This is a genomic window from Gemmatimonas sp. (assembly GCF_036405635.1).
Lineage (GTDB): Bacteria > Gemmatimonadota > Gemmatimonadetes > Gemmatimonadales > Gemmatimonadaceae > Gemmatimonas.
This window is the reverse complement of record NZ_DASWXE010000167.1, coordinates 1-20,162: the sequence shown is the minus strand read 5'-3', so window position 1 is coordinate 20,162 and position 20,162 is coordinate 1. Positions and strand designations below refer to the sequence as shown.

Here is a 20,162-nt window from a genome sequence, read left to right as displayed (position 1 = left end):
GTGATGAGGCGACTGGCGACTAGCGCACGTCGAGCTGCACGGGCTCGAGTCGCGGTGCCAGCAGGTGAATGATGAGCAGAGCCGTGATGTAGGCCGATCCGCAGATCAGAAACACAGGCAGGTAGTTGCTCCCGGTGGCCTCGAGAATACGGCCCGTCAGACGCTGGAAGAGAAACCCGCCCAGTGCACCCGCAAATCCGCCCAGCCCCACCACCGATCCCAGCGCATGACGCGGGAACATGTCGCTGCTGAGCGTGAACAGGTTGGCCGACCACCACTGATGGGCCGCCGCCGCCAGAGAGACCAACGCCACGGCCACCCACATGCTGTCCACCACCGGCGCGGCGGCCGTCGGCACAATAAGCAGGGCCGCAATGAGCAGTGTGACCTTTCGGGCCGTGGCGACATTCCACCCCCGCTTCATCAGGAAGCCCGAGAGCCAGCCACCACCCACCGATCCCACATCGGCCACGAGATAGATCACAATGATCGGCAGCGCGAGCTTACCCAGCTTGATGCCGTAGCGGGCGTCCAGAAACTTGGGCAGCCAGAACAGATAGAACCACCACACCCCATCGGTCATGAACTTGCCGATGAGGAAGGTCCATGTCTGGCGGTGGCTCAACAGCGTCTTCCACGGGACGCGCGTGGTGGGCGTCACCTCTTCCTGACCGTCGCGGATGTACCGCAGCTCCTCAGCCGACACCCGCGGATGTTCACCAACGGAGCGATACATCGGCCACCAGAACGCCAGCCACACAAAGCCGAACAGGCCGGTCACGAAGAACGCCTCGCGCCATCCCCACGTCAGCGTAATCCATGGCACGATGATGGCCGTGATGATCGCGCCCACATTCGAGCCAGCATTGAAGATGCCCGTGGCGAATGCGCGCTCATGCTTCGGAAACCACTCGGCCGTGGCCTTGATGGCTGCCGGAAAGTTGCCCGACTCGCCAAGGCCGAGAATGAATCGCGCCAGCGCAAAACCGAAGACGCTGTATACCAGGCCATGCGCCGCGGCCGCGACACTCCATACCACCACTGCTGCGGCAAACCCCAACCGCACACCCACCCGATCGATGAACCGACCCACGAACAGAAAACCGAGCGCGTAGGCAAACGTCCAGTACGACGTGATGTCAGCGTACTGCGTCTCACTCCACCCGAACTCCTGCTGCAGCGTCGGCGCGAGAATGCCTGTGATCTGCCGATCGATGTAGTTGATCGTGGTGGCAAAGAACAGCAGCGTGCAGACGACCCAGCGATATCGGCCAGTTGGTGCGGTCGATGACATGCGCGTCACGGGAGGGAGGTGAGGAAGCGATCGACTTCGGCGACCGAGACGCGATTGACGTCTCCGGGAATCGTGAGCTTGAGCGCACTGGCCGCCGTGGCAAACCGCACGGCGTGGGCATGGGTCGCCCCGCGCTGCAGCTGGTACAGCAGGGCGGCGGCAAAGCTGTCGCCACCGCCCACACGGTCCACCAGTTGCACGACCACGCGCGGCGCCGAGTACAGCGCATCGGTGGCGCTGTCCCACAAATGCGCCTGCCAGCCGTGGACGCTGGCCGACTGGATGTCGCGCTGGGTGATGGCCACACGGGCGCACCCGTACTCCCGATGGATGGCCCGTGCGGTCGCATGCAGGGCGCTCGCCGGCTCGGGAATGCGCCCCGATGTGCTGATGCCCAGCATGATCTCGATTGCGCCCGGATTGCCGATCAGCAGCGACGCCCGGCGGGCCAGCGACTGCATGAGTGGCTTGGGATCACGTCCTGCCCACAACGCCGGACGGAAGTTGAGATCGAGACTGAACGGCACGCCCAGCGCCGCAGCCGCGTCCACGGCACGCTCGATGGCCCAATAGGGGCCCTCACCAAGCGCCGCCGTGACGCCGGAGCAGTGCAACCAGGCCGCGTCCTGCAGGATGGACGACCAATCGAATTCATCGCCGCGCTGGCGGGCAAATGCGGAGTCAGCACGATCGTACACCACCGACAGCGCCCGCACATCGGCGCCGCTTTCGAGGTAGTACGCACCCATGCGACCGGCCGCACGGCGCACCTGCGAGGTATCGACTCCCTCGGCGCGCAGGGCACGCAGAGCGCCTTCCCCAATCACGTTGTCCGGCAGCATGGTCACATGCGTCGCATGGCCACCCAGTGAGGCCACACCGCAGGACACATTCGCTTCGGCGCCACCCCACCAGGTACGCAACTGCGGTGTCTGAAAGAGCCGTTCGTTGCCCGGCGGCGAGAGGCGCAACAGGACCTCGCCGAAGGTCACCACGCGATCGTTTGAGCTATCGTTTACGCGATCGTTCACGTGGCTGCTCATGTGCTCTTCCCCGCCGTACGCGTGGCCCGCACCAGCGCGACCTGTTCCTGCACTTGCTGCGCTCGGGCGGTGAGCCCGCGCCAATCGCGCGCAGCGACCAGTGCCGGATCGACCAGGGCTCCACCCAATCCCACCGCCACTGCACCGGCCTGCAGCCAGGTGCCGACATTGGCGGGTGTGACACCGCCAGTGGGCATGAGCTCGAGAAACGGCATGGGCGCCATCACGCCCTTGATATACGACGGGCCGAGTGTGTCGGCCGGGAAGACCTTCACCAGATCCGCGCCGGCCTTGTAGGCGGTGAGAATCTCAGTGGGTGTGTACGCACCCGGCATGGCCGGCACGTCGTAGGTGTGTGCGGTCGCCATCACGTCCGCGTCGAACACCGGGCTCACGATGTAGCGCGCGCCGGCGTCGATGGCCTGGCGAGCCACGTCGGCGGTGAGCACTGAGCCCGCGCCAATGAGAGCACCATTGCCGCGTTGACTTAGTTGCTCGATGAGCTCGAGCGCGCCCGGCGTGGTGAGTGTCACCTCGATGGCGATCACGCCGCCAGCCATGAGCGCATCCACCGTGTGGAGCGCACGATCGGCCTGGGCCAGGCGCACCACCGCCACCGCGCCGGTGGCGATCACCGCGTCGACGGTGGCCCGACGGGCAGCCGCACGGGCCGGATGCACGCCACGCATGATGTTGAGTGACTCGATCATGCGACCCCCACCACGGAATGCTGCACGACGACGCTCTCCAGGGCCCGTTCCATGCCTGCGGTCAGAATGGTGTGGCAATGTGCGGCCACCGTGTCCACGAATTGCGGCAGCACCGAAAGATCCACACCCCACAACGTGCTTTCCGATGCGATGTCCCGAACCAGCGAACGCACCTGCGCGGCATCATGCCGGGCAACACGTGTCCAACGCTCCGCAATGCGCGCGCCCGCTTCGTCAGCCGGCACGGACAACCCAGTCGCAACTCTCGCCGACCGCTGGTCGCTCGCAAACCAGGCCAGGTGCGCCGCGAATCCCAGCGCCATGGCCTCAGGCACGCGACCAGCGCGCTCGGTCGCACGAATCATGGTGGGCACATTGCGCACCCGCAGCTTGGTCGTGCCATGCAGCGTGATATCGATCAGCGCGTGGCGAATGTGCGGATTGTCGAACCGATCCAGCACGGCCAATGCAAACTCCCGAGCATCGGGCGCATCCACCACGGGCAGGATATCGTCCAGCAGCACCTGGCGCAGGAACGCGCCAACCAGCGGGTGTTGCATCGCATCGCGCACCGTCTCACATCCCGCCTGCAGCGCCGCCGTCACCATGATGGTGTGCGCCCCATTGAGCAGGCTCACTTTGCGCACACGGTACGGCGTGGCGTCATCACACACCACGATGCCCGTATCGGCATGCGCAAACTCGAGACGGACCCGCACCGCATCATCCGCTTCGATCACGAACAGCCGATACGGTTCGGCGCACGTCATCAGGGCGTCGTGATAGCCATGCTCCGCGGCCAGCACGTCTCCTTCCTCGGTGCGCGGCATGCCCGGTACGATGCGATCCACCAGCGTATTGCAAAACGGCACCGCCGACTCGATCCACCGCGCGAAACCCGGGCCATATCCCCACCGATCCGCCAGCGCCAGCACGATCTCCCTGAGTGCCTCGCCGTTTTGCTCGATGAGCTCACATGGCACCACCACCACACCCTTCGACGGCGCAAACGCAAAGGCCCGTGCGCGCTCGTACAAAAAGCGCGTCAGCTTTCCGGGGAAGGAACGCGGCGGCACGTCACCCGACGCATCCTCCTCGTCGAGCGTGATGCCCACCTCGGTGGTATTGGAGAACACCACGCTCAACTGTGGATTGCGCGCGCACTGCAACACCTCGTGCCAGTCAGTGGACGCGGACAACGCTCGACTCACCGACGCCACGACCCGGCGATCATCCACTGCCACCCCGGCCTCGATCCCCCGCGTCACCAGCGTGTACAGACCGTCCTGATCGGCAAACGCACGATCACGACCGCTCCCCGTGGAACCGATGGCCACGATACGGCCATTGAACTGCCCCTCACGGTTCGCGGCATCCACGAAGTAGTCGACAAAGCCACGCAGAAAGGCACCCGTGCCGAACTGCACCGCACGTTCCGGCAATGAGAGCAACGCCGGCGCCGGCAGCTGCACGGCCGACTCGAACGGCGGCTCCGCCGTCACGCCGGCTTCGACGAAGGTCCGCGACAACGTCGGCAGTGAGGACACGGCACTCACAGCGTCACTCCGTTCTTCCAGATGGCGATCTCGCGATAGCCATGACGTTCGTTGTTGGTGAGCACACGACCGGACGCCACGTCCAGCACATAGGCGAGCAGTTCGTCGGTCAGCGTTTCGAAGTCCGTGGCACCAGACAGCAGGCGACCTGCATCGAAGTCGATCCAGTGCGGCTTCTTCGCGGCGATCGTGGAGTTGGAGCTCACCTTGATGGTGGGCACCGGGAAACCCAGCGGCGTGCCACGACCCGTCGTGAACAGCAACAGCGTGGCACCACTCACGACCATGGCGGTGCTCGACACGCCATCGTTGCCCGGCGCCTCCAGCAGCGTGAGGCCATCCGTCGCGGCGCGTTCGCCATATCGCACCACACGCGTCACGGGGGCTCGCCCACCCTTCTGAATGGCTCCCAGCGACTTCTCTTCGAGCGTGGTCAGACCGCCGGCCTTGTTGCCGGGCGACGGGTTCTCGTACACGGGCTGGCCGTGCCGCAGGAAGTAGTCCTTGAAGTCGTTGATCATCGCGACCAGTCCGTCGAACTGCGCGCGCGACACTGCACGATCCATCAACACCTGTTCGGCGCCAAACATCTCCGGCACTTCGGTGAGGACCACACCACCATGCATGGCGGTCACCCGGTCAGCGAGCCGTCCCAGCAATGCGTTCGCGGTGATGCCGCTGAAGCCATCGGAGCCGCCGCACTTGTGACCCAACAACAGATCCGATGCCGGGCACGGTTCCCGACGGTCCTGCCCCATGCGGTCCACCAGCGCGTGCACGGCAGCGACACCTTCTTCGACCTCGTCCACCACATCCTGCGTGTTGAAGAAGCGCAGACGGGTGCGATCGATATCAGGTCCAGCCACACGGAGCAGTTCGTCCATCTGGTTGTTCTCGCAGCCCAGGCCCAGCACCAGCACGCCACCGGCATTGGGATGCCGCATGAGCCCCGCCAGCACTTCGCGTGTACGCGAGAGATCATCGCCCAACTGACTGCATCCGTACGGATGCGAGAACGCCTGGATACCATCGCAGGCACCGGCGAACTGCACGCGCGCAGCCTGTGCGATGCGCTCGGCGGCGGTGTTCACACACCCCACCGTGTTAATGATCCACACTTCGTTGCGCGTTCCCACGCGGCCGTCCGTCCGACGATAGCCGTCGAACATGGGGATGACGGTCGGCACCGCCACCGCCTGTGGCGCGCCATGATACTGGTACTGCTGCGTGCCGGAGAGGCTCGTGGCGAGGTTGTGGCTGTGCACCCATTCGCCGATCGCAATGGGTGCCGTGGCATGACCGATCGCCATTCCGTACTTCTGGACCACGTCGCCCACGGCGTGGGCGCGCAACGCTACCTTGTGGCCCGCCGGCACATCTTGCGTGAGCACCGCACGCAAGGCGCCGACCTGCACCGCCGTGCCAGCCGGCAGCGAGGTGATGAGGACAGCGACTGAGTCGTCGGGGTGTACCTGCACAGCTTGGATGCCCCCGGGCTGCCCCACCGTGCCCTCCTGCGGCACCTCATTGTCGCGGCGCTGCAAAGTCACAGGAGCCTGCCCCACAGCGGGACCGTCGGCACTCATCGTCAGGAACCTGTGGTGAAGCGGTAGGCACGCTTGCCCAGATCGTAGGCCAGCGCGCGCGCCATCTGCCGCGCGTCGCTCATGTCGATCTGATGACGTGCGACCAGGCCGCCCAGATAGTTCGCATCCATGCGTCGGGCGAGATCATGACGTGCGGGGATGGAGCAGAAGGCGCGGGTATCGTCGATGAAGCCAGTGGTGTTCCACAACCCCGCCGTTTCGGTCACCTGCTCCCGGAAGCGACGCATGCCCTCGAGCGAATCATGGAACCACCACGGCGGCCCCAGGCGCACGGCGGGATAGTGGCCGGCGATGGGCGCAAGCTCACGGGCGTACGTAGTCTCGTCGAGCGTGAACAGCACCAGCGTGAAATTCGGATGCGCGCCATAGGCGTTGAGCAGCGCATGCAGATTGCGCGTGTACTCGGTGGCCACGGGAATGTCGGCGCCCTTGTCCTGCCCGAAGCGGTCCACGATGTGCGTGTGATGATCACGGAATGAGCCGGGGTGCAACTGCATCACCAGCCCATCGTGACAGCTCATGCGGGCCATCTCCATGAGCATATGCGCTTCGAAAGCCTGCTGATCGGCCGCCGTGGCGCGTCCCTGCAATGCCGCGGCGAAGAGCGCTTCGGCGCGCGCGGTGTCGAGACGTTCTGTGTACGGCGCCACCACCGCATGATCCGTGGCGGTGGCCCCCAACGATCGGAAGAACGCACGTTGCTGCACGAGGGCATCGATGAACGCGGCATAGCTGCCGATGCTGCGCCCCGTCACCTGCTCCAGCGCCGTGATCGCATCGCGCCACACCGGCGTGGCAATGCGGAATACCGCATCGGGCCTGAACGTCGGGACCACCTGCCCCGCCCAACCGGAAGCACGGATCTGCCGGTGTGCGTCGAGCGTGTCACCCGCCGCGTCAGTTGTGGCCAGCACTTCGATATTGAAGCGGTCGAACAGCGCACGCGGACGAAACTCCGCCGACATCAGTCGCTCGGCGATCTGGTCGTAGATCGCCGTGGCCGTCGAGGCACCAAGCTTGAGACGCACGCCAAACAGCTCGTGAAGCTCGTGATCGAACCACACCCCCGTGGGCGTACCACGAAACAGGTGATAGTGCTCCGCGAATCGCTGCCAGATGCGGCGCGCATCGGTTTCCACCGGTGTGCCATCGCGCGTGGGGATGCCCAGCGACTCCATGGACACACCCTGCGAGTACAGCATCCGGAAGATGTAATGATCCGGTGTGAGGAGCAGCGCAGTGGGCTCGGGGAACGGCTCGTTGTTGGCCAGCAGCCACGGATCCACATGCCCATGCGGCGAGATGATGGGCAGCGCATGGGTCTCTTCATACAGCGCGACCGCGACTCGGCGGATAGCCGGGTCGGCATCGAAAAAGCGCTCGGGATGAAGAACCAGCGGTTCGGCGCCGGAAGTGGAATGCACGGCCGGGAAGGCAGGAAGCGCGGAAGGCGTCACGACAAATCGGAGGAGGGCGCGATACCAGCGTCAGGTGCCTGCGGCGGATTGGTCGGGCAAGGCGGCCAAGGACGGCGCGAAGCGGCTGGCAGGTGGGCCCGGGCGGGCAGGGAGTGGAACGGGCGGGAGTCTATTTTGTACTAATTACGAACAAAATAGGCACCAATTTGTTTTTCGTAGTAACAAATTGGTTCCTGATACTAGGGTCGATGATCTGGAAACGCAATACGGCGCCGGTCTGCCCCTTGCCCTCCCCCCTGCCACCTTGCAGAGTGCGGCTGGCAGGCTGCCTGCACTACGCTGGCAGACTCAGCAGCAAAACACGCCTCCATCGCGCCACGAACGCGTCAGACATGCGCAAGATCGATACTCGTCGGTTCGTTCGGGCCACCCGATCGACACCGCGGGAGATCAACCGGCAGATCATCCTGAACCTCGTGCGCGAGCACCAGCCGCTCTCACGCGCGGACCTCGCCCGTCGTATGGATATCGGGCGCGGAATGATCACATCGCTGGTCGACGAACTGTTGGCCGAGGAAGCGATCTACGAGGGCGCCACCGTCGACGCCCCCCGTGGGCGCAAGCCGAAGATGCTGTACGTGCGTACGCGCGACCGTCTGATGGTCGGTATCGACGTGCGTTTCAGCCATACGTTCATCATGCTGGCCGACTTCAGCGGCAACCCGGTGGTGCTCGAACGCTTCGACACCATCACCGAGCCCGCAGCGTTGATCAGCGAGCTCGCCACGCGCGTCCAGCGGCTCATCGAGAGCAACAAGGGGGCCGGCACGGTCGAAGGCATTGGCCTCGTCGTACCTGGCATGACCGACCAGCGCTCAGGCCGTGTGCTCTTCGCGCCGCAGCTCGGCTGGCGTGATGTGCCGATGCGCGATGCGCTGGCCGAAGCCACCGGCTTGCCGGTCCAGATCGAGAACGCACCAATCGCCTGCGCGCTCGCGCACATGTGGCTGGGTCAGCGTGGCGCCGAGATGCCGACCGACTTCGTGTACGTGACGGTGTCGGACGGCGTGGGCGCCGGCATTGTCGTCAATGGCGAAGTGGTGCGCGGTGCCGCGCAGACCGCGGGCGAGTTTGGCCACATCCCGCTGTCGATGGACGGCCCACGCTGCTTGTGCGGAGCGACCGGCTGCCTCGAGGCCTACACGTCGAACCTGGCCACGCTGTCTCGATATCTGGGACAGGAGCTGAGCGCGACGGGCACCCGCAAGCTGCTGCAGGAATCAGGGCTCACGATCACCGACGTCATAGCGCGAGCGCGGGCGGGTGAGGAGCGGGCGCGGGCCGCCATTCAGGAAACGGCGCGCTATCTGGGTATTGGGCTGGCGAGCATCATCAACGCGCTCAATCCGGCGCAGCTCTTCCTGGGCGGCGAACTCGCCGCAGCCTGGAGTGAGATCGAACCCACCATTCGCGAGGCGATTCGCGAGCGGGCGCTTACCGCTGCCGGTGCCGCCACACCCATCGTGGCGGAGCCGGCGAGTGATCATCCGCGCCTGCGGGGCGCGGCGGCATTGGTGGCCGCACCCACGTTTGCGGCGCCGAAGCTGGCCTGAGGCCATTTCGGCACCGCCGATCAACGCGTCAGCGCTTCTCCATCGCGTCGCGCACGTCGAGCAGAATCTCGAAGTACAGCTGTTCGCGACGATACGAGAAGTCGAGCGCAGTCATCTGCGACGGATCACCGGAGGCCTTGGCACGCTCGAAGGCTTCGCGGTACATCTCTTCGAGATTGTTCATGATCCGCTCACGGGAACGCGACATACGAATGGCCTCGAGGGCTTTGAAGGTCAGCCGGGGTGGGACGTCGTCCACGGTCTCGACACTTTCTTCCGTGTCGAGAAACTTCGTAAACTGCTGCAGGACGAAGCGACGGCCGCGATCCGGGAGGTTCACAGGTGACGAAGGGAGACGAGACGCCGTGAAACGCTCGGAAATCTTTGTCCGTGACGACTACCGCTGTGTGTACTGCGGCACCGTGCACGAAGCCGAAGCCCTGAGCGTCGACCATGTCCAGCCGCGGATGCGCGGCGGCGACGGGTCACCGGGCAACGTAGTGACCGCCTGCAAGGCCTGCAACACGCGCAAGGGGAGCCGCTCCCTGCCCCTCTTCCTGATGGAGGAACCGGAGGCCCGCCGGAACTTCTTCGCCCTCGCCCGGTATGTATGGCCAAGACATCTGAAGGCGGTGGCCGAGGAGCTTGTGCGCCGGGGCGTGGTGGAAGCCTCATCGGAACTCGTGGAGGGGGTCCGTGGGCTGCGCAGCTCCGAGGCCATCGCCGATGTCTTATCCAAGCATGACCCGCCGGACAGCAACGCAGAAGGGGAGTAGCACACAGATCCGTTTCGGGTCTGCCAGGCGAGACCTTCGCTCCGATCGCGGGCGTGGTCTCGCCTTTCTTTTGTCATCCAACGATTTCCCGCAATCGATATCCGATGAACAACATCAAGGTCTTTGTCCTCATGGCCGGCCTCACCGGCCTCGTGGTGGCCATCGGCCAGGCGCTGGGCGGTGGTCAGGGTGCGATTCTCGCGCTGCTGCTCTCCGCCGGCATGAACGTCTTCATGTACTGGGGCTCCTCGAGCATCGTGCTGCGCTCATACGGCGCGCAGGTGGTCACCGCCCAGGAAGCGCCGGAGCTGTACGAGATGGTGGACCGTCTGCGTCAGCGGGCGGGGCTGCCCATGCCCACGGTGGCCATCGCGCCACAGGAGCAGGCCAATGCGTTTGCCACCGGCCGCAACCCGGAGAACTCGGTGGTGTGTGTGACGCAGGGCATCATGCGCGAACTCAGCAAGGACGAACTCGAGGGCGTCATTGCCCATGAGCTAGCGCACATCAAGAATCGCGACATGCTGCTGCAGACCATCGCCGCCACCATGGCCGGTGCGGTGAGCAACCTCGCCCAGTTTGCGTTCTTCTTTGGTGGACGTGGTGATGACGACGAAGGTGTGAGCCCGGTGGCCGGCATTGCCATGCTGATCATCGGTCCGATCGTGGCGATGGTGATCCAGTTCGCGATCAGCCGTCAGCGTGAGTTCAAGGCCGACGCGGTTGGTGCGGAGATCAGCGGCCGTCCGCTGTCGCTGGCCAACGCCTTGCTCAAGCTCGAGGCCGGTGCACGCCGCATCCCCATGCAGGTGTCGCCGAGTGCGGCGCCGCTCGCGATCGTGAATCCGCTGGCCGCGTTCAGCATGCGTGGCATCAGCAAGTGGATGTCCACGCATCCGCCCACGGCCGAGCGGGTGGCGGCGCTGCAGGCTATGGCGGTGTGATGTCGCGGCGCGTGATCGGGGTCAGGCGATGAAACACCGCCTCCTCGATCACGCGTCCGTGTTTGAGATGCTCCACCACAATGCGTTCGAGCAATTCGTGTGTGACACCGGCGTACCACACGCCCTCGGGATACACGGCCACGACCACGCCGCCAGCACACACACCAAGGCAGGGCGCCTCACTGCGTTTCACGCGCGTGGGTCCGAACAACAGGCCTTCGCGCTGCAGCAGCGACGCCAGGCGTGAATAGATCGCGCGCCCCTCACGGTTCGGGGCGCAAAACTGCCCGACACACACCAGCACATGTCGGGCATAGGGCTCCATGAAGGGCTGCGGAGCGGCTCCGGAACTACTCACTCGGGCGAGCGGGGCTTGCCGGACGTATCAGCCGACTGACGCGCACGCTCGGCTGCCCGCTCCGCGGCGCGTTCACGCACCAACAGATACATGCCGCGCATCGCGAACATCGTGCCCATGAGCGAGATGGCGATGCCACGATTGCCGGTGTGCTGCAGCCAGCGCTGCGCCGCCGCTGTCATGAGCAACCCCGCGCCGGCGTAGACCAGCCCCTTGAGCTGCGCGCTGTTCCACTTGCCCGACTGGGCATGGACCACGGCCGAGCCGAGCAGCCAGGCGCCGCCGGTGCCGACCACTGCGGATGCTACGGTGTCGCGGTCGAGGTCCATTGGGAAAGCGGTCGTGGGTCGCGGGGGGACGGGTTCCGAGGTGAGAAACCGGGTTGTGGGTCGCGGGACTCGAGTCACGGCACTCGACACCCGGCAGTTCACCCCCAAACCCGTCCCCTCGCGACCCGCCACTCCTTCAAAGCTACGAACGTCATCGCCTGACCGATACCGACCCATGCGTCGGAATTCGGTGAGAATTCAGCGCGACGCACTCCCCAGCCGCTGCACCGCCCAGGTCTTGCCGAAGCGTTCTGCCACGGCGGCCGGCACTTCACCGCTCTTCGCCTTGGCATCGGCGCGTGCCCCCGCCGCCAGCAGCGCCTCGATGATGACCGGTGTCCCGCGATCCGGCGCACCGGCCGCATAGTGCAATGGCGTGAACAGCTGCTCATCGGCGATCTGCACATTCGCTCCACGGCGCAGCAACGCCCGCAGCACACCCACCGCGCCATCTTCCGCGGCGATCATGAGTGGCGTTGGCGGTCCGTTGAGCCCCGGTGGTACGCCATCGTCCGGCAACGCACCGTGACGCAACAGCCAGTCGGCGCCCACCGAGTCGGCGTGCCACGTCGCGGCCATGAGCGGTGTCTCCTTGCTCGCCGACGTGCCCTGAATGTCGGCACCACGCGCCAGCATCATCGCGGCCAGCAATGTGTCACCGCGCGAGATGGCGTAGCTCAGCGCCGTCGTCTTGGCCGCGTTCGACGTGGTGAGTGGTCGGTCCACCTTCGCGCCCTTGGCCAGCAGCAGCCGCGCACTCTCGCCACCATTGGCATGCGCCGCCGCGAGCTGCAGCGCCGTGTGTCCCTGCTTGGTCGCAGCTTCCATATCGGCACCGGCATCGAGCAACACACGCACCTTGGCCACGTCATGCACCGCCGCCATGAGCGGTGTGACACCCATGGGCGATGCCGCATTCACATCGGCGCCCTTCGCCATCAGCGCGCGCATCTCCTCCATGCTGCTGTACATCGCTGCCCGGTGCAGCGGCGTGAGGCCATCAGGTACCGTATCCGCCGCCACTGAGAACGTGCGCAGTGGACGGCCCATCAACGCGCGCGTCGGCTCGTCTTGCAACGACGACACCATCGCCATGACGGCCCATGCCGTGCCGGCGTACGAAATGAACTGATCTTTGCCGTGCGGGAATCCCGATTCGAAGTACGGAAGCCCCGCCTGCAACGTGCGCGTGGTCGGCACACGCCATGTGCCATCGTCCTGCTGCGTTGCAAGCAAGAACTTGAGTCCGCGCTGTACCCGCGCATCCGCCGCCGGCACGCGCGCCACCTGCATGAGCACCGTAAGCACCTGCCCCGTGGCATACGCATCAGAATTGCGCGTCGGCACCTGCGACCATCCGCCGTCCGCGCGTTGCTCCGCCAACAGCGCCTTGGCATATGGCTGCAACTCACGGGATGTGCCGCCCGTCCACCCCAAGCCCAGCACCTGCATCACACGCTCTTCCGTGGACACGGGCGTGTGTTTGGCAAGCCATGCCCGACCGCGGCGCATACGTGTTGCCACCTCGCGCTCACGGCCAGGCAGAGGCACCAGCGACAGCGTGCGCAACGACAACGCGGTGGCCGTGACTTCGGAATCTTCCAGCGGCGGACGCCGCGAGATGGACATCCATCGCCCGCTGGCATGCTGCTCGCCCGCAATGAGGTACGCGACCGCGCGCGACAGATCCGTGCTGGGGTAGCCGGCAGCCACGATCCCGACCATGCGATAGTTCTGCCCAATGGCCTGATTGATGCTCATCTCCCGCGCCACCACCCTCTCCTGCCAGTTGGCCGACTGCTTCACGGTCCGCTCGACCTGGGAGCGCATCCACGCCGTATCCACGGAAAAACCGCGCTCACGCAGCATCGCCATGGACAACGTGCCCACCCCCTGATGGTGGCAGGTGCCACAGGCACGCTTCTCGAACCAGATATCGGCCGAGCGCTGCATGAGCGGGATCACCTTGGTGACCGACTCGCGGATGTCCTCGTGCGGCAGTACCGCGGGTGCACGAGGTGGGACCGAACGAGATGGTGCCCCACCCACCGGTGCGTCGAAAAGCATCGAGCCACCGAGCAACACCATGGTCCACGGGATGAAGCGCGTCAGGTCAGCCATCGGAAGCTCGGGAGGGGTTCGTGCGTTGGCGCGCGGCCGGTCGGATCGCGGGATATGGGGCCGCGGGGCCCCAAGACGCTGCCACCCGGATGCGGACATGGCAATATCGGAAATCACGCTCGGCGAGGTCAGCTTCAGACCAGTCCGCTGTTGCCCCCGGCCACGCAGGCCTTAGCGTTCTGGTATGTCTCCTGTCGCCAGTCTTCCGGGGCACCCCGATCCGTCCATCGTGGCCAAGGGGTACGCCCACCCCGAGCGGCTCGTGAGCACCGAGTGGCTCGCCGCCCATCTCGACCATCCGTCGCTGCGCCTCCTCGAATGCAATGAGGACGTGCTGCTCTACAGTGTGGAGCACATCCCCGGCGCGCAAAAACTCGATTGGCATATCGACCTGAACGATCAGGTCGAACGCGACTACATCGCGCGTGAAGCCTTCGAGCAGTTGCTGCGCAGCAAGGGCATCGACAACTCCACCACCGTCGTGTTCTACGGCGACAAGAACAACTGGTGGGCCACCTATGCATTCTGGGTGTTCCAGCTCTTCGGCTTCGACAACACGGTCGTGCTTGACGGTGGACGCGCCAAGTGGATCGCCGAGAACCGCGCCACCACCACTGACGGGCCGACGTTCGCCCCCACGGCGTACGTGGCCGGTGAACGCAACGACACCCGCATCCGCGCCTACTTCGCCGAAACCAAGGCGCACATGGAGGCGGGTGGCCCGATGGTGGATGTGCGTTCGCCGCAGGAATACACGGGCGAAAAGCTGCACATGCCCGACTATCCGCAGGAAGGCACGCTGCGTGGTGGTCATATTCCGGGCGCGCGCAGCATGCCGTGGGCCAAAGCGGCCGACGCCGATGGCAGCTTCAAGAGCGCCGACGCATTGCGCGCGCTCTATCAGGGAGAACTCGGCCTGTCACCCACCGACGCCGTGGTCACCTACTGCCGCATCGGTGAGCGTTCGAGCCACACCTGGTTTGTGCTGACGTACCTGCTGGGCTTCGACAACGTGCGCAACTACGACGGTTCGTGGACGGAGTGGGGTAACGCCGTTCGCGCACCCATTCGCAAGGGAGAGACACCATGAGCGCTGAATCACTGAAAGACACCACCACGTCCGTCGCCCCCGGTAAGCCGCCCGCCAAGGTGTCGGTGAAGTGGGACGGCGAACATCGCTTCGATGGCTCGCGCCAGTCGGGGAGTCCGAGCATCCGCATGGATGCCAGTGGCAAGACCGGCCCGTCACCGGTGGATACGCTGCTCTGCGCGCTCGGCGCCTGCACCGGCGTGGACGTCGTGGACATTCTGGCCAAGCGCCGCACACCCGTCGAGTCGATGAATGTCGAGATCGAGGGCGAGCGATATGCCGGCGTGCCGGGGCGTGTGACGAAGATCCATCTCGTGTACCAGATCAAGGGTGCTGGTGTCGAGAAGGAGCATGCGTTGCGGGCGATCGAACTGGCGGTGACGAAGTACTGCAGCGTGCGCGATAGTCTCGATCCGAATATGCCGGTGACATGGGAGTTGCAGCTCAACGCGTGAGGTATATGCGTTGTAGGCGATGAGTTGTACGCTCTAGGCTGCAAGTGGTAGGAAACCATGAAGGGCGGCATCTCAATCATCTGAGAGTCCGCCCTTTCATTTTCGCCCGGCATCGCCTGGCGAAACTATTTGATCAGTCCGATACGCTGATTCACCGGGTAGAGCCATTCCACACCACGTTCGGTCACGATGGCGTCATCCTCGAGCGGGATACGCACCTTCGCACCGCCCCAATCAGGATTCGGCGTCCAGGCAAACAGCTCGATGCTGAAGGGATTGAACGGTTTGATGTTGAACGTCATCTGCCGCGGGTTGAACGCCGCGATGCTCGGACCGCTGCCATGTCCACGGTCACCCACCGAGTGGCAGCCGATCATCACTTCCACCTGGCCGTCATTGGTCACCTCGTTGAAGGTGCCCTGCATGCGGAAGCCACCCTTCACAATCTCGCCGCGCAGTTGCTCCATCATCACGGCAGCCGTTGGACCCGGCCGAATGGTCTTGCGAATAATGTCACGCACCTTGAGCGCGTTGTCGAAAGCCGTCTGAATGCCCTTGGGCACCGCGGTCTCGCCGGCCTTGAGCACGTATGACATGCGCTTCACATCGGTCCAGGTGTTGAGGTAGCCAACGCCCCAGTCGATGATGAGCAGATCGCCGCGCTGGATGATGCGGCCATTGCTCGTCGCTTCGATGCCCTTGGGGCCGGTGATGTACACACTGGGCATGTCGAAGCTCGAACCCAGGTTGCGTTGCTGTAGCTGGTCCATCATCCACCACGCCACATCCTCCAGCGTGGTCACCCCGGGCACCACCACTTCGTTGCTCAACGCACGCTCGGCGATGCGCCGCGAGATCTCGCCCGCTTCACCAAACGCCACCAGTTGCGACATCGTGAAGCCGGAGCGGAAGTCACTCACGACCTTTTCGGCGCTCACCAGACGCGACGCGAAGTCCGGGCCGATCTCCTTCACCAGTCGGTCGTAGCTGGTCTTGGAGAGACCGTCGGCAGCGCCCACTTCCTCCGACATGTTCACCGCGATGCGCTTCGGGTTGCGCTCGGCGATGAATGCCTTGAGCGGTGCAAACCCTCGCACCTGGTCGTACACATTGCACCCCTCGAGCAACCCGCCACTCGCACCAATGGCCACCCGCTCGATGCGATCCCCACCACGATCAGTGAACACGTAGTACCCGACGCTGCCCACGTAACCGCGGCCGAGATCCTCGTACATGGGATCGAACTGGTTCTCCTTCTGCATCACCAGCCACATATCCACGCCGTTGTCGCGCAGGGCGCCGGGCAGGATCTTGTCGAACTTGTCGCGTCGGATCTGGCATTGCCGTTCCCAGCGCACCTTGGCCGGTTCGGCAGCAGGTTGAGCAGACAGCGAGCCTGCCGCGAGCATACCGCAGGCGATCAGGGCATTTCGGGTCAGTCGTGCGGACAGCAATTCCATATTCGGCGGGTTGGAGACCCGCTCAAGTTCGTTCCGCGACAGGATTCCGCAACATTGAGAGAAGAAAAGACGGTGGGAACACAGATCGCACAGATCAAAGACAAAACGCACAGATAGAGGCAGTATCTGTGCGTTTCTTGTCATCTGTGTGATCTGTGTTCCCCCCGCTGTTCCAGCCCTGCTAGCGGCTCTGCAGCCGCCGTTCGAGCCAGGCGATGGCCTGGGTGTCGCGGGTCTGGGCCAGCGCCATTACGGCGGTGCGGCGCAGTTCCCGGTCGGGCAGCGTTTCAGCCATCTTCTGCAGCGCGGGAATGGCTTCTTCCTTGGGCCGCCGCGCGAGGGTGTGAATGGCCGTGCGCCGGATATCGCGATCGCCGGCTTCATAGGCGATGGAATCGAGCGTGGCCGAGACGCGTTCGCCGACCACTTCGCCCAGCCAGTTCACCGCCGCGTTGCGCACATCCTGCGGACGGGAATCATCGCGGGCGATGCGCAACAGCACCTGACTCGCCTGCACCGAATCAGTGAGGATTGCGGCCTGCAGCGCACTGCGTGCCACTTTCACCGGACCACGTTCTGCCTGACGCAGGAACCACGCGCCGGCATCCACCCCCGACACGGTGCCGAGGTCGGTGATGCCGGTATCGGCCTTCCAGCGCCCGCCCACATACATGCGGATGGCCTTGGTATCACCGTCTTCACGCACGATGACGACCCGCACCGGCCCACGCTCGCAGGTGGTCTCGATTTCCCGCTGGCTTTCTGACGAGCCGTTCCACGAGCCGTAAAAGGTGCCGCTGCGTCCATCGCGCGACCGGAACCAGGTGGGTCCGTTGCCGCACACCCCCTGACCGGCCGCGTAGTTCAGCCGGATCTTGCCGTTGGTGACCCCATCGATGCGGGACGCCACCGACTGCGCCTGCGCTGTTGCACTGCTGCCGATGCTCGCGAGGAGACTCACCGCGAGCGCCCACGAGGTCGTGAGCGATCGCTGGTGGTTCATCGGTCGATGATCTCCTGCAGCAGCGCCATCGCGCGCGGATCCTTCATGCGCGAGAGCATGCTCACGGCGGCGCGGCGGAGTTCGAGGTTCTTCTCGTTGCGCGCCACGTCGATAAGCTTGTCGACGCCAGCGTTCTCGCGGAGGTTGGCCAGTGACGACAGCGCCGAGCGACGGATATCGAGATCCGCGGCCTTGTCGAACACCGACCCGAGGGCACTCGCCGCGGCCGTGGCCTGTGCCGACGAGGTCGTGCCCGACTGCTGCCCACCGCTCGACGTCGACACTTCGTTCACCACATTCTGGCCGGACGTCGTCCGGGTGACCACGCGCCATCCGCTGCTGGACGCGATGTTGCCCACCGCCGAGCGGCGCACATCGAGCGATTCACGCTCGTTGACGGCCACACTCACCAGGAAGTTGCGCGCCTCATCGGTGCGACGCGCCGCGATGGACGAGAGCACCCGGCTGCGGAAGCGCATGCCATCGGCACGACCGAACACGTCCTTCAGGAAGCCCATGGTGTCTTCGCCACCGGCGAAAGCGCTGCTGCCGAGGTACCAGTTGAGTGCATCACCGCGCAGATCTTCCGGCTCCTTCGTATCGAGCACGATGTCTCGCAGCGTGCTGGCGGCCTTGGGCGACTTGGAGCGCGAGAGCGCATAGACGGCACGCTTGCGGAGATCGAGATCATCGCCGGCCTTGGACAGATCGATGAGCATGTTGGTGGCCTCCTCGCTCTGCACATTGGCCATCCAGAACACGGCCTGCTCACGCACTTCCTTGTCCGGATCGGTACGAGCCACGTTCAGCAGAATGCTCGCCGACTCCGGCTGCTTGCGTGACGCCACCAGCCACACCGCGCTGCGACGGAGCTGCTGCGTGCACGGCTCACGACGGGCCAGCACCTTGCGCAGGATCGGCATGGCGCGATCGGCGTCCATCTGCGTGACCGCGTTGAGTGCGTCCACGCGCTCGTCGTCCTTGGCGTTCGGGCAGCCATCGGTGGCACCCTGTGCACGCGTCGCCAACGTGGTGGCGATGGCCGCGTCCCGGCGACCCAGTACACCTTCGATGCGCGCGCTCAGCGACGCCGCATCACCACGAGTCGCCGCCTTCGGATACTCGCGCTGCTGGAACGAGAGCGCCTCAAGTGCCGCACGCTGGTTCGCTTCACCGCCCAGGCGCTGCAGGGCAAACGCTTCCCAGTACGGCGCGTCCGGGGCGTAGCTGCTCTTGGGATAGCGATCGCGGATGCTGCGGAAGATGTCTGCTGCCTTGCGGTACGCATCACCGGAGAGCGCCTTGCGTCCTTCGCGGTAGAGCGAGTCGGCCATGTCCTGCGCCGCCCATGGTTCCGGCGCTTCGGTGCGATAGCCACGCTGCGTCTTGCTCCACGTCACGCCATAGCCGCTGGCGAGTTCGTCCTGCAGCGCAGCCAGCGGGGCCAGTGCAGCCACCCCGGCGACGTTCGCTGCGACTTCCGCCGCGATACGCTCACCGGCCGCAGCCATCTTGGCGCCGGCTGCCGCCATGCGCTCGGCGTCGACCGACATCATCGCGGCCTTGGCGGCCTGCAACTCGACCATGTCGAAGTCGAAGCCATACGTGCTGGCGATTGCCGGCTTTGGCGGCAGCGGCGGCATGCCCGGTTCGGGCGCGGCCACCGGTGCCTTCGGCGCGGCAGGACGCGGCGCCGGACGCGACTGCGCGCCGAGCAGGTCAGCCGAGACGCCGCTCACCAGGAGCAGCATGGTCAGACGGGCGATGGTGCTGCGCGTCAGGGCGAGCGAGATACGATCCTGTGCCATGTGTTCAGTCTCCTCCGTAGACCACGTCATCAGCCTGCGCCGACGCCGTGACAAGCGCACGCACTCGCGTGAGCAGATTGGTTTCGCGCATCGTTTCCTTTGGTGCGAGCTGCGTTTCCGGCGCGGATCCACGCGCCTGGATGACCTGCAGCAACACCAGTTCGAGATCCTGCAGCAGCCGCCGCGTCCGTTCATCGCGCAGCTGCGGTTGATCGAGCAGCAGTCGGGTGGTGATCAGCAGATCACGCGCCCGTTGCGTCAGGTTGGCATCTGCCTCGGAGGGCAGTTCATCGCCTCGCACCACGGTCAGCAGCGACACGGTGGTCGCGAGATGTTCCTGCATGGCCACGAAGCTCGGGTCGTTGCTGCGCGGCATCGCGGCCAATGCTTCGGGACCGATACCCGGCGCTGCGACCACGCTGTCGGCGCCATTCGGTGCGCCCGTATTCGACGTGGGCACCGCGTACCGGCCAATGGCCACACCGGCCACCAGCACGGCGGCCACGGCCGCCACCTGCGCCGACCAGCGGGTCCACCGTGACGGCCGCTGCAGCGGTGTCACTGGTGTCACGGTGGT

19 protein-coding genes are annotated in these 20,162 nt (G+C 65.2%); 5 read left to right on the top strand and 14 right to left on the bottom strand.

Annotation, left to right across the window (positions count from 1 at the left end; genetic code table 11):
- Window positions 1-19 precede the first annotated feature (19 nt).
- From VGE27_RS13570 to uxaC, 6 genes are read right to left on the bottom strand one after another with little or no spacing between them, the layout of a single operon-like run.
- A complete protein-coding gene (locus VGE27_RS13570; protein WP_331050207.1) occupies window positions 20-1,294 on the bottom strand; it encodes an MFS transporter in 1,275 nt (424 codons plus the stop codon).
- Window positions 1,295-1,299: 5 nt separating this feature from the next.
- Window positions 1,300-2,337, bottom strand: coding sequence for a sugar kinase (locus VGE27_RS13565; RefSeq protein ID WP_331050206.1), 1,038 nt, complete (start codon window positions 2,335-2,337; stop codon window positions 1,300-1,302).
- Window positions 2,334-3,047, bottom strand: coding sequence for a bifunctional 4-hydroxy-2-oxoglutarate aldolase/2-dehydro-3-deoxy-phosphogluconate aldolase (locus VGE27_RS13560; protein ID WP_331050205.1), 714 nt, complete (start codon window positions 3,045-3,047; stop codon window positions 2,334-2,336). The genes VGE27_RS13565 and VGE27_RS13560 overlap by 4 nt, the downstream gene beginning before the upstream one ends.
- Window positions 3,044-4,603, bottom strand: a complete 1,560-nt coding sequence (locus VGE27_RS13555) for a tagaturonate reductase (protein WP_331050204.1) — start codon at window positions 4,601-4,603, stop codon at window positions 3,044-3,046. The genes VGE27_RS13560 and VGE27_RS13555 overlap by 4 nt, the downstream gene beginning before the upstream one ends.
- Entirely contained in the window at window positions 4,600-6,189 is a 1,590-nt protein-coding gene (locus VGE27_RS13550) for an altronate dehydratase family protein (protein WP_331050203.1), read from the bottom strand. Before VGE27_RS13550 ends, VGE27_RS13555 begins: the two co-directional genes overlap by 4 nt.
- 2 nt (window positions 6,190-6,191) lie before the next feature.
- Window positions 6,192-7,634 (bottom strand): glucuronate isomerase, encoded by a 1,443-nt coding sequence (uxaC, locus tag VGE27_RS13545; RefSeq protein WP_331050202.1) that lies wholly within the window; start codon window positions 7,632-7,634, stop codon window positions 6,192-6,194.
- Window positions 7,635-8,020: 386 nt separating this feature from the next.
- Between uxaC and VGE27_RS13540 the strand changes: the two genes are divergently transcribed.
- Window positions 8,021-9,241 carry an ROK family protein gene (locus tag VGE27_RS13540; protein ID WP_331050201.1) on the top strand — a complete coding sequence of 407 codons (1,221 nt, stop codon included), beginning with the start codon at window positions 8,021-8,023 and terminating at the stop codon, window positions 9,239-9,241.
- A gap of 28 nt (window positions 9,242-9,269) precedes the next feature.
- On the opposite strand, the gene VGE27_RS13535 is transcribed toward VGE27_RS13540, so the two are convergent.
- Entirely contained in the window at window positions 9,270-9,581 is a 312-nt protein-coding gene (locus VGE27_RS13535; protein ID WP_331050200.1) for a hypothetical protein, read from the bottom strand.
- Between the two features lie 25 nt (window positions 9,582-9,606).
- Between VGE27_RS13535 and VGE27_RS13530 the strand changes: the two genes are divergently transcribed.
- Together VGE27_RS13530 and VGE27_RS13525 are read left to right on the top strand one after the other, a co-directional pair.
- Window positions 9,607-10,017 (top strand): HNH endonuclease signature motif containing protein, encoded by a 411-nt coding sequence (locus VGE27_RS13530; protein WP_331050199.1) that lies wholly within the window; start codon window positions 9,607-9,609, stop codon window positions 10,015-10,017.
- A 104-nt stretch (window positions 10,018-10,121) separates the two neighbouring features.
- Window positions 10,122-10,961: a zinc metalloprotease HtpX gene (locus VGE27_RS13525; RefSeq protein ID WP_331050198.1), complete on the top strand. Its 840-nt coding sequence runs from the start codon at window positions 10,122-10,124 to the stop codon at window positions 10,959-10,961.
- Here VGE27_RS13525 and VGE27_RS13520 read toward each other — a convergent pair.
- The 3 genes from VGE27_RS13520 to VGE27_RS13510 all read right to left on the bottom strand — a co-directional run bounded on the left by VGE27_RS13520 (window position 10,948) and on the right by VGE27_RS13510 (window position 13,769).
- Entirely contained in the window at window positions 10,948-11,319 is a 372-nt protein-coding gene (locus tag VGE27_RS13520) for a (2Fe-2S) ferredoxin domain-containing protein (protein ID WP_331050197.1), read from the bottom strand. The two genes, VGE27_RS13525 and VGE27_RS13520, sit on opposite strands and share 14 nt — an antisense overlap.
- Window positions 11,316-11,648 (bottom strand): hypothetical protein, encoded by a 333-nt coding sequence (locus tag VGE27_RS13515; protein ID WP_331050196.1) that lies wholly within the window; start codon window positions 11,646-11,648, stop codon window positions 11,316-11,318. The genes VGE27_RS13520 and VGE27_RS13515 overlap by 4 nt, the downstream gene beginning before the upstream one ends.
- Before the next feature lie 198 nt (window positions 11,649-11,846).
- On the bottom strand, window positions 11,847-13,769 hold the full coding sequence (locus VGE27_RS13510) for an ankyrin repeat domain-containing protein (protein ID WP_331050195.1): 1,923 nt from the start codon (window positions 13,767-13,769) through the stop codon (window positions 11,847-11,849).
- Between the two features lie 184 nt (window positions 13,770-13,953).
- On the opposite strand from VGE27_RS13510, the gene VGE27_RS13505 reads away from it, so the two are divergent.
- Entirely contained in the window at window positions 13,954-14,859 is a 906-nt protein-coding gene (locus tag VGE27_RS13505) for a sulfurtransferase (RefSeq protein ID WP_331050194.1), read from the top strand.
- A complete protein-coding gene (locus VGE27_RS13500; protein WP_331050193.1) occupies window positions 14,856-15,314 on the top strand; it encodes an OsmC family protein in 459 nt (152 codons plus the stop codon). The genes VGE27_RS13505 and VGE27_RS13500 overlap by 4 nt, the downstream gene beginning before the upstream one ends.
- 125 nt (window positions 15,315-15,439) lie before the next feature.
- On the opposite strand, the gene VGE27_RS13495 is transcribed toward VGE27_RS13500, so the two are convergent.
- From VGE27_RS13495 to VGE27_RS13480, 4 genes are all read right to left on the bottom strand, one after another.
- On the bottom strand, window positions 15,440-16,774 hold the full coding sequence (locus VGE27_RS13495; RefSeq protein ID WP_331050192.1) for a M24 family metallopeptidase: 1,335 nt from the start codon (window positions 16,772-16,774) through the stop codon (window positions 15,440-15,442).
- A gap of 181 nt (window positions 16,775-16,955) precedes the next feature.
- Complete coding sequence (locus tag VGE27_RS13490) at window positions 16,956-17,777, bottom strand: HEAT repeat domain-containing protein (RefSeq protein WP_331050191.1); 822 nt, start codon at window positions 17,775-17,777, stop codon at window positions 16,956-16,958.
- Window positions 17,774-19,585 (bottom strand): HEAT repeat domain-containing protein, encoded by a 1,812-nt coding sequence (locus VGE27_RS13485; RefSeq protein WP_331050190.1) that lies wholly within the window; start codon window positions 19,583-19,585, stop codon window positions 17,774-17,776. The genes VGE27_RS13490 and VGE27_RS13485 overlap by 4 nt, the downstream gene beginning before the upstream one ends.
- Before the next feature lie 4 nt (window positions 19,586-19,589).
- On the bottom strand, window positions 19,590-20,162 hold a 573-nt coding region (locus VGE27_RS13480), incomplete at its 5' end, for a hypothetical protein (RefSeq protein ID WP_331050189.1).

Coding starts and splice junctions, on each gene's coding strand:
- VGE27_RS13560 (WP_331050205.1), bottom strand. CDS start 3,047: ATGATCGAGTCACTCAACATCATGCGTGGCGTGCATCCGGCCCGTGCG.
- VGE27_RS13495 (WP_331050192.1), bottom strand. CDS start 16,774: ATGGAATTGCTGTCCGCACGACTGACCCGAAATGCCCTGATCGCCTGC.
- VGE27_RS13570 (WP_331050207.1), bottom strand. CDS start 1,294: ATGTCATCGACCGCACCAACTGGCCGATATCGCTGGGTCGTCTGCACG.
- VGE27_RS13510 (WP_331050195.1), bottom strand. CDS start 13,769: ATGGCTGACCTGACGCGCTTCATCCCGTGGACCATGGTGTTGCTCGGT.
- VGE27_RS13485 (WP_331050190.1), bottom strand. CDS start 19,585: ATGGCACAGGATCGTATCTCGCTCGCCCTGACGCGCAGCACCATCGCC.
- VGE27_RS13525 (WP_331050198.1), top strand. CDS start 10,122: ATGAACAACATCAAGGTCTTTGTCCTCATGGCCGGCCTCACCGGCCTC.
- VGE27_RS13565 (WP_331050206.1), bottom strand. CDS start 2,337: ATGAGCAGCCACGTGAACGATCGCGTAAACGATAGCTCAAACGATCGC.
- VGE27_RS13540 (WP_331050201.1), top strand. CDS start 8,021: ATGCGCAAGATCGATACTCGTCGGTTCGTTCGGGCCACCCGATCGACA.
- VGE27_RS13550 (WP_331050203.1), bottom strand. CDS start 6,189: ATGAGTGCCGACGGTCCCGCTGTGGGGCAGGCTCCTGTGACTTTGCAG.
- VGE27_RS13500 (WP_331050193.1), top strand. CDS start 14,856: ATGAGCGCTGAATCACTGAAAGACACCACCACGTCCGTCGCCCCCGGT.
- VGE27_RS13505 (WP_331050194.1), top strand. CDS start 13,954: ATGTCTCCTGTCGCCAGTCTTCCGGGGCACCCCGATCCGTCCATCGTG.
- VGE27_RS13515 (WP_331050196.1), bottom strand. CDS start 11,648: ATGGACCTCGACCGCGACACCGTAGCATCCGCAGTGGTCGGCACCGGC.
- VGE27_RS13490 (WP_331050191.1), bottom strand. CDS start 17,777: ATGAACCACCAGCGATCGCTCACGACCTCGTGGGCGCTCGCGGTGAGT.